The following is an 8,407-nucleotide window of genomic DNA, read 5'->3' as shown; positions in this document are numbered from 1 at the left end:
CTCCCGCTGCCAACCAGCAAAATCCACAAACCTCACACCAAAATCAGCAAGCCCACCACCCCCATACAAAACCCCCAACTCACGACACAACAACGACATCGACCACCCATCCGCCACGATGTGGTGGACGACAAAGAGAAGGGTGAAATGGTCGTCGGCATGGCGCAGCAGGCCGAACCTCACGAGCGGCCCCTCCGCCAGGTCGAAGGGGCGCAGCAGCCACTCCCGCGCCAGCGCCTCCGCTTCGGCGCCGCCGTCGACGTCCAAGACGGCCATGGTGCCGGGAATCGCGGGACGCACCCTCAGCCGCGGTGTCCCGTCGACGTTCACGAAGGTGGTGCGCAGGGTCTCGTGGCGTTCCACGAGCGCGTCGAGGGCAGCGCCGAGCCGGTCGACGTCGAGCGGCCCGCGCAACCGGAAGGCCATCGACACGTTGTAGAGGGGGTGCGCGGGCAGCAGCGTGCCGAGGAACCACATGCGCTGCTGGCCGAAGGAGACGGGAAGGTCGTCGCGCCCCACCAGGTCTCCCTCGAAGACGCGCCTCGCCTGCAGCCGCGTCCGCTCTCCCAGGGGTTCCGCCGCCTCGACCCGTGCGGCCAGCTCCCGCGCCGTGCGCCCCTCGAGGATCGAGGAGATCTCCAGCTCGACGCCGGTCTCCGCGCGCAGCCGGGTGAGCGCCTGAGCGGCCAGCAGGGAATGGCCGCCCAGCTCGAAGAAGTCGTCGTCCAGCCCGATCCCGTCCAGTCCCAGGACCTCGCCCCAGATCCGGACGATCGTCCTCTCAGCACGACTGGAGGCCGCGACGAACGGGCCCTCCGGACGGACCGCCTCCGGCGCGGGCAGCGCCCGCCGATCGACCTTGCCGTGCGCGGTCGTCGGGATCTCGGCGAGGACCACGAAGGCCGAGGGCACCATGTACTCGGGCAGCAGTTCGCGCAACCCCGCGCGAAGGTCGGCGCCGCGGGGCCCGGAAACCCCCTCCGACGTCACATAGGCCACCAGTCGCTTGTCACCCGGAACGTCCTCTCGGGCGACGACCACGGCCTCCCGCACTCCGGGCAGCTCGAGCAGCCTGCTCTCGATCTCTCCGCACTCCACCCGGAATCCACGGATCTTCACCTGGCCGTCGGCGCGCCCCAGGAACTCGATTCCGCTGTCCTCGCGCCTCCTACCGAGGTCTCCGGTCCGGTACAAGCGCGCACCCGGCTCGCCGGAGAACGGGTCGGGAACGAAACGCTCGGCGGTGAGCCCTCCCCGGTTGACATAGCCATGGGCGACTCCCGCACCGCCGACGAAAATCTCACCGGGCTCGCCCGGATGCACCGGACGCAACGACTCGTCCAGGAGGTACAGCCGCGTCCCGGGTATCGGTTCGCCGATCGGCGGATCCGCCTGGACCCCGCCCTTCACCTCGCAACTCGTGCACACGACGGTAGCCTCCGTCGGCCCGTAGGCGCTGACGAAGGTCCGGCCCTCCGCCCAGTGGCCGGCGGTCCGCGCGGGGATCGTCTCGCCGCCCGAGATCAGAGTCGTGAGCCGGGGCAGCGGTGTTCGGGGCATCGACTGCAGCGCAGCCGACAGCACGGCGGCCGTGGTGACCTCGTAGTCCTCGATGACCCTCGCGAGTTCGGGGCCGGAGGCGACCACCCCGGGCGGCAGCAGGACCAGGGTCCCTCCCGTGCACAGGGCCAGGCAGAGATCGAAAACGCTCGCGTCGAACCGCAACGGCGCGACCTGGAGCACCCGTTCACCGGGTCCTTGGCGGTAGAGGGACCTTTGGGCTGAGGCCAGATTCGCCACGGCCCGGTACGGGACGGCGACTCCCTTCGGCACGCCCGTCGAACCCGACGTGTAGATGACGTACATCGTGTTCTCGGGATCAATCACCACGGCGGGGTCGGTCGCCGGGAGGCGCGCGAGGTGTTCCGCCTCCTCGTCCGGGCGGAGCACGGCGCACCCCTCCGGCAGCGGCAGCCGGGCGGTCACGTCCGAGTCGGTCAGGAGCAGGACGGCGCCGGCGTCCTCGATCATGAACCGCAGTCGTTCGAGCGGATCGGCCGGGTCCAGGGGGAGGTAGGCGGCACCCGCCTTCGTCACCGCGAGCAGCGCGACGATCTGGTCGATGCCGCGTTCCATGCAGAGTCCGATGACCGTTTCCGGCCCGGCTCCCCTCTCCCTCAGCAGGTGCGCCAGCCGGTTCGCCCGCGCCTCCAGCGCGGCGTAGTCCAGGCCGCGGTCACCGCAGGCCACGGCGGGCCGTCCGGGTGTCCGGGCCGCCTGCCGGGCGAAGTCCTGGGGGAAGAGAAGCCGGTCCTGCATTCCTCGATCCCCTCCTAGGAGGCCCTGCGCCGGACGCTGAGCGGACGGATATCGGTCCAGATCTCCTCGATGTGAGCGAGGCATTCTTCTTTGGTTCCGCGTCGGCCGACCGGATTCCACCCTGCGGGAACGTCTTGGCCGTCGGGCCAGATCGAATACTGCTCCTCGTGGTTCACCACCACCAGAAAATTCTTCTCCAAGGAGGGCTCCATTTTGATGGGAACATCTTCCGCCGCACCTAATGCCAGGCGGACGGGATGAATTCGGGCAACGGGGCGGAGCATATTTTCTCGAAAAATAACCGGTCAAGAAGAAAGCACTCTGCCGCCGGCGGAGGAATCGGCGGCGCGGTCGAGGACCGAGGGGACCCAGTCGGACAGATCCACGCTGATGGCCTTGGCGGCCGCCCGCCAGCGCTCGATCCGCCCCGGATCGACCTGGATCACGACCCGGGCGTTCTCGCCCCGCCCGTCACCGGAGGCGTGCTCGGCGCGCAGCCTCCTCCGCAGGGCGGCGACCGACAAGCCGGACCGCTCCGCCTCGTTGAGCCACCGGTCCTGCTCGGCCGGGCTCAGCGCGGCCACCGCCGCGTGGTGCTGGATCGTCAGGGTGTCCCGTCGGCGGGACACCGGGAACTTGCGGGAGATCCAGGCGTAGTTGCGCAGCGTCTTGTAGCACAGCCCGCTGGCCTTCACCGCCTGGGCGTAGCGTTCGGGAAAACGGTCTTGGCCGTACACGAGCCAGTCCCCCAGCCACCAGGCCGAGGCGTCGGCGACAGCGGCGATCTGCCGGCCGATGGCCAGCCAGTCCTCGAGCGGAACCGCATTGCCGAACACAAGACTCGTGCGCTTTCGACGCGTCCTTGGATCGATCGAAAGGCGTCTTTTCGCAGGTTGCCGGGCCGTGTCATGCATCGCCGCCCCCAAAAACGACTCATGTTCACCGTCCAACACAGGCTAATAATGTCCATCACATGGCGTCAACGACTACCGGATGCGCTTGATTCACCCTGGACAGAGAGGCTTCCTTTGTACACAAAACGCTCCTATGCTTATTTTGATTTTCAATCGTTCACCGTGACTCGGCGGTCAGAATGCACTCACCCACACGGAGTTCGTCCATGAAATCAGCCGGCAGGTTCCGCCTGGGCATGCAGAGACTCGCAGGAGGTGTCTGCGTCATCGCTCTCCGCACAGACCGGGGCGACCGCTGCGGCATGACCGTCACCTCGGTCTGCTCACTCACGGCCGAGCCGCCGGTGATGATCGTCTGTGTCAACCGCGGGAGCCGTCTGGGGCGGGCCATCTCCACCGCTGACACGTTCGCCGTGAACGTGCTCGGCTTCGACCAGCGGGACGTCGCCGAGGCGTTCGGCGGGATGATCCCCGCCGTGCGCGGCGCGGATCGATTCGCCTACGGCACCTGGTCGGACGACGTCACCGGCGTCCCATTGCTCCGGGAAGCGCTGGCGTCCTTCGTCTGCCACCGTGGCGAAGTGGTAGGCCGGTCGACCCACCTGCTCGTCTTCGGACAGGTCATCGACGTCCGAGTGCCCGTGGAAAGGCGTCCTCCCCTGGTCCACTTCTCCCGGAACTTCACCGGGATCACCGGTATCCCCGTCCCGACGAACCTGGGGAGAGACGCATGACGGTGACCACCCGCTGGACGCCGGAGGAGCACGTCCACGCCCCCCGCTCGCACAAGGCCCTCGAGGACCTCGCCGACCTTCTGCGGAGCGCGGGATTCACCGGGGAGCGAGTGGCCCGGCTCCTCGGCGCCTCGAGCCCGGAGGACCTGCTTCGCAACTCCGCCATGTACGCGCTCTGGTCGCACGACCGGGAACACGACCTCGTCAGCACCATGCCGGGCCTGCTCGTACAGCTGTTCGTCAGAAACGGGGAGGTCGCCGAACACCTGTACCTCGCGACGGTGCCGGCCGAGCTGCGCCGGATCCTGGAATCCCTCGGTCTCGCCGCCGTCGAGGACGGCCGCGTCACCTCACAGGTCTCCCTCTCCCCCTTCGGTCCGCTTCTCCTCCTCTCCGATCCGGTCTTCCGGTGCCGCACCGCCTCGGGCGGAAAACCCGCCATGGTCCCGGACCCGGACCCGGTGATGCCACCGCACGGCAGTACCCTCCTCCTGCACCGGCATCTGCAGCCGCACGGTCGCCGGCTGCTCGACCTCGGCTGCGGATCGGGGGCACTGGGCCTGATCTCCCAAGCGGCCGAGGTCTCGGGCGTGGACGTCCTCCCGCGCGCCGCCGCGTTCTCGAACCTCAACGCCGTGCTCAACCGCCGTCCCGCCGGATTCCGCACCGGTGACTACCGCTCGCCCCTCGGCCCTGCCCGTTCGGTCGACCACCTGGTGTTCAACGCGCCGGGGCGGGCCCCGGGAAAGGACGAGTCGGAGGACCCGGAACTCTTCGATCCGGCCCGCCTCCTCAGGGAAGCCGCGAAGAACATCGTCGAGCTGCTCGCGGACGGCGGGCTCGCCCAGCTCCTCCTGATCGTCGCGGTGCCCGAGAGCCGGCGAGACGTCGCGGGACTGGTCCGCGACCGCGTGCCCAAGCTGGACAGGATCACCGGGATCCGGGTGACGGAGGCGAAGGACCCCTCGCTCGGCATCTCGGCCCGCGCCATCTCCCGAGGGCACATCCCTCCGGGGTGCCTCCTCGTGGAGGATCCCGTCGGCGCCGCCGCGCTGATGACCGCGCTGCGGCGCCGAGAGATCCACGAGGTGAGACCCGTTGTCCTGTCGATCGCAACCTGAGGAGGTTCTCATGACATCCGAGGCGGCTCCCCCTCCCGTTCCTCCCATGTCCCCCCAGCTCCGCCGGATCCTGGTGGTCGTCGTCCTTGGCTCGATCATGTCGTTCCTCGACGCGACCATCGTCAATGTCGCGCTGGAGTCGCTGTCCACGCAGTTCCATACCGATCTGTCGGTGATCCAGTGGGTGATCACCGCCTATCTGCTCGGCCTCGCCGCGATGATCCCGGTCAGCGGCTGGGCGGCGGCCAGGTACGGCGCACGAACGATGTTCGCGGTCTCCATCGGTCTGTTCACCCTGGCCTCCCTCGCCTGTTCCCTGGCGCAGACACCCGGCCAGCTGATCGCTTTCCGCGCGGTCCAAGGGGTGGCGGGCGGGTTCATCCTGCCCGTCGGCCAGATGATCGCAGCGAGAGCCGCGGGACCCCAGCTCATGGCCCGGGTGATGAGCGCCATCGCCATCCCCACCCTGCTGGCCCCGGTCATGGGTCCGGTCATCGGCGGTCTCCTGCTCGACCACGCCGCCTGGCAGTGGATCTTTCTGATCAACCTGCCGATCGGCCTCATGACGGTGTTGCTGGCGCTGCGTCTCCTCCCCGAAGACCAGCGCGGGCCCGCACCGAGAATGGACTTCCTCGGCCTGCTCCTCGTCACCTCGGGTTTCGTCGCGCTGACCTACGGCCTGGCCGATATCGGGACGGAAGGACACCTCGACGTCGCGGTCACGGTTCCGGCACTCGTCGCGGGCGCCTTGCTCTTGGCGGCGTTCGTCCCGCACGCTCTGCGCACGGCTCAGCCGCTGATGGACCTCACCCTCTTCCGCAATCCCGTCTACAGTGCCTCGTCGCTCACGAACTTCTGTCTCGGCGCCGCGCTGTTCGGCTCCATCATCCTCATGCCGCTGTACTTCCAGATCGTCCGGCACGAGGACACGACCGTCACCGGCCTCCTTCTCGTCCCCCAGGGAATCGGAGGAGCGATCGCGATGGCCATGAGCGCCAAGCTCACCGACCAGATCGGGAGCGGGCGCACCACCCTCATCGGCGGGGCGGTGAGCATCGTCGCGACCGTGCCCTTCCTCCTGCTCGGAACGGACACCTCCTACTGGCTGCTCGGCATCGCCATGGCCCTTCGCGGCTTCGGCATCGGCATGTGCGCCATACCGACGACCACGGCGGCCTACCGCTCCGTCCCCCTGGAGAAAATCGCGGACGCCACCGTCCAGATCGGCGTGATCCAGCGGCTGGGCGGTTCCACGGGCACCGCGCTCTTCGCCGTCGTCCTGCAGAGTCGGCTGAGCACAGCGGCCACTCCCGCCGCTCAGGCCGAAGGATTCGGTACGGCCTTCTGGTGGGTGCTGGCCACTGCGATCCTGGCCACGGCTCCCGCCTTCATCCTCACCGCGGCAGAGCGTAGGACCGCCCCTCTCAATTCCGCGCCCTGACCTCCATACCGGCCTGTTTCACCCCGGTCCCGCCGGTCAGCAGGCTGTCCGGCCCGCCTGGAGGTCGGCTGGAATCTCCCAGCGCAGGACCGACAGGTCCAGGCGGGCCGAACGAACCGGTTGTCCTCTTCCCCGGTTGTGGCGGCCGAGGCGAGATCATGCGGCGATTTCCTCTGCAGATGGGAAATTCCTCGATGGCCACCGACCATGTGGTGATCCTGCTGCTCGACCTTGCCCTGATATGCGTCGGCTCGAGGCTGCTCGGCGGGCTGGCCCGCCGTCTGAACCAGCCCGCCGTCATCGGCGAGATCATTTCCGGCGTCCTCATGGGGCCGACCCTGCTTCACGGTGCCGTCGGAGACACCCTGTTCCCCCAGGAGATCCGACCTCACCTGGCAGCCCTCGCCAGCCTCGGCGTGGTGCTGTTCATGTTCGCCGTGGGATTCGAACTCGACCACCGGTTGCTGCGCGGAAAGCGTCGCGCCATCGCCGCCGTGTCGATCGGTTCGGTGGTTCCGACCTTCGCTCTCGGGGTGCTGGTTGCCTGGCACCTGGCATCCGGCCACCCGACGGGTGACCGTATCTCGTCCATCTTGTTCCTCGGCGTGGCGATGTCGGTTACCGCGTTGCCGGTGCTGGCACGCATCCTGCACGACCGCGGGCTGAACCGCACCGCCGTGGGAAGTCTCGCCGTCTCGTGCGCGGCCGTGACCGATGCGCTCGCGTGGATGACCCTGGCGGTCGTCACCATGCTGGCCAACCGGGACTCGCAACAGTGGAGAATGGCGTTCATACCCGTGTTCGTCGCACTGCTGCCGGCGTTCCGGCCGCTGGCCCGACGGCTCATGGCGCGCACCGAACACTCCGGCGGTTCCGCCTGGGAGCCCTTGGCCTTCGTGCTACCCGGTCTGCTGCTGTCCGCGGCCTGGACCGAGTGGATGGGGCTGCATTACATCATCGGCGCGTTCCTCTTCGGCCTGCTGCTACCGAAGGACGGGCTGCCCCGAGTCCGCTTCGAGATCGAGGACGCCGTTCACAAGATGGGCACCTCTCTGCTGCTGCCGGTCTTCTTCGTCATCGCGGGCCTGAAGGTCGACCTGTCCCGGATCGGAGCGGGTGAACTCGGCGACTTCGCACTGATCATGCTGGTCGCGGTGAGCAGCAAGTTCGGCGGAGTGTTCCTGGCCGCGCGGGCGGTCGGTATGGACCGCACTCGAGCGGCGGCCCTCGGCACGCTGATGAACACACGGGGCCTCACCGAACTGGTCATGCTGTCGGCCGGTCTCGGCCTCGGCCTGCTGGACCAGGAGCTGTACTCGCTGATGGTGCTGATGGCCGTGTTCACCACCGTTCTGACCGGCCCCTTGCTGCGCCTGCTGTACCCCCGTCACGCGATCGCTGCCGAGGTCGAGCGATCCGCACCGGCCGAGAGCGAAGCCGCGCCTTCGCGGCCCTGATCGAATTCAGGCACCGATCAACCCCAACCGGTGGCCGGAGTCAGTTCCTAGAGTCTCCACTCAACCTGGAGCGCTTCAGGACGGACTGCGATGGTTGCCCCTTCGGTAGCCAGTTCCAGGACGATGTGGTGGTCCGGCATGATCGGACGATCAAGCAGACCGAGTTCGCCGTGGGAGCTCGAGGTCGCCGGCCGTGGCGTGCGTATGAAGCCATCACCACCGGCGGTGTCGACACGCCCCTGGCGCGCGGATCGATGGCCGCCATTGACGAGGCGCTGGCCTACATCGAGTCGCCGCGCCCAGCGAACCGCATCACACAGCCCGGCGAGATCGCGCCGTGGCGTTCCTGCTGAGCGACGAGGCCTCGTTCATCACCGGCGCCGCGCTTGCGATCGACGGTGGATTCACGACGCGCTGAGCA

9 protein-coding genes are annotated in these 8,407 nt (G+C 68.2%); 6 read left to right on the top strand and 3 right to left on the bottom strand.

Going from position 1 to position 8,407, the window contains the following annotated elements; all coding sequences use genetic code 11:
• The 3 genes from ABGB12_RS34640 to ABGB12_RS34630 form a co-directional block, all read right to left on the bottom strand.
• On the bottom strand, nt 1-2,319 hold a 2,319-nt coding region (locus ABGB12_RS34640), incomplete at its 3' end, for an amino acid adenylation domain-containing protein (RefSeq protein ID WP_347684721.1).
• A gap of 14 nt (nt 2,320-2,333) precedes the next feature.
• Complete coding sequence (locus ABGB12_RS34635) at nt 2,334-2,531, bottom strand: MbtH family protein (RefSeq protein ID WP_347684725.1); 198 nt, start codon at nt 2,529-2,531, stop codon at nt 2,334-2,336.
• 93 nt (nt 2,532-2,624) lie between these two features.
• Nucleotides 2,625-3,155: an LmbU family transcriptional regulator gene (locus tag ABGB12_RS34630; RefSeq protein ID WP_347684719.1), complete on the bottom strand. Its 531-nt coding sequence runs from the start codon at nt 3,153-3,155 to the stop codon at nt 2,625-2,627.
• 284 nt (nt 3,156-3,439) lie between these two features.
• Between ABGB12_RS34630 and ABGB12_RS34625 the strand changes: the two genes are divergently transcribed.
• The 6 genes from ABGB12_RS34625 to ABGB12_RS34600 all read left to right on the top strand — a co-directional run bounded on the left by ABGB12_RS34625 (nt 3,440) and on the right by ABGB12_RS34600 (nt 8,404).
• Nucleotides 3,440-3,967, top strand: coding sequence for a flavin reductase family protein (locus ABGB12_RS34625; protein WP_347684717.1), 528 nt, complete (start codon nt 3,440-3,442; stop codon nt 3,965-3,967).
• Nucleotides 3,964-5,088 carry a methyltransferase gene (locus tag ABGB12_RS34620; protein WP_347684716.1) on the top strand — a complete coding sequence of 375 codons (1,125 nt, stop codon included), beginning with the start codon at nt 3,964-3,966 and terminating at the stop codon, nt 5,086-5,088. The genes ABGB12_RS34625 and ABGB12_RS34620 overlap by 4 nt, the downstream gene beginning before the upstream one ends.
• A 10-nt stretch (nt 5,089-5,098) precedes the next feature.
• On the top strand, nt 5,099-6,529 hold the full coding sequence (locus ABGB12_RS34615) for a DHA2 family efflux MFS transporter permease subunit (protein WP_347684715.1): 1,431 nt from the start codon (nt 5,099-5,101) through the stop codon (nt 6,527-6,529).
• A gap of 194 nt (nt 6,530-6,723) precedes the next feature.
• Nucleotides 6,724-7,986: a cation:proton antiporter gene (locus ABGB12_RS34610; protein WP_347684714.1), complete on the top strand. Its 1,263-nt coding sequence runs from the start codon at nt 6,724-6,726 to the stop codon at nt 7,984-7,986.
• Between the two features lie 128 nt (nt 7,987-8,114).
• Entirely contained in the window at nt 8,115-8,339 is a 225-nt protein-coding gene (locus ABGB12_RS34605; RefSeq protein WP_347684713.1) for a hypothetical protein, read from the top strand.
• Nucleotides 8,324-8,404: an SDR family oxidoreductase gene (locus ABGB12_RS34600; protein ID WP_347684723.1), complete on the top strand. Its 81-nt coding sequence runs from the start codon at nt 8,324-8,326 to the stop codon at nt 8,402-8,404. The genes ABGB12_RS34605 and ABGB12_RS34600 overlap by 16 nt, the downstream gene beginning before the upstream one ends.
• Nucleotides 8,405-8,407 lie beyond the last annotated feature (3 nt).

It is taken from the genome of Actinocorallia sp. B10E7 (assembly GCF_039871655.1).
GTDB lineage: Bacteria > Actinomycetota > Actinomycetes > Streptosporangiales > Streptosporangiaceae > Actinocorallia.
The sequence above is the reverse complement of the archived record's forward strand: the minus strand, read 5'-3'. Positions and strand labels throughout refer to the sequence as shown.

What these genes read in the sequence shown, in the direction of transcription:
- ABGB12_RS34635 (WP_347684725.1), bottom strand. Translation starts at nt 2,531, where the DNA reads ATGGAGCCCTCCTTGGAGAAGAATTTTCTGGTGGTGGTGAACCACGAG.
- ABGB12_RS34625 (WP_347684717.1), top strand. Translation starts at nt 3,440, where the DNA reads ATGAAATCAGCCGGCAGGTTCCGCCTGGGCATGCAGAGACTCGCAGGA.
- ABGB12_RS34620 (WP_347684716.1), top strand. Translation starts at nt 3,964, where the DNA reads ATGACGGTGACCACCCGCTGGACGCCGGAGGAGCACGTCCACGCCCCC.
- ABGB12_RS34615 (WP_347684715.1), top strand. Translation starts at nt 5,099, where the DNA reads ATGACATCCGAGGCGGCTCCCCCTCCCGTTCCTCCCATGTCCCCCCAG.
- ABGB12_RS34610 (WP_347684714.1), top strand. Translation starts at nt 6,724, where the DNA reads ATGGCCACCGACCATGTGGTGATCCTGCTGCTCGACCTTGCCCTGATA.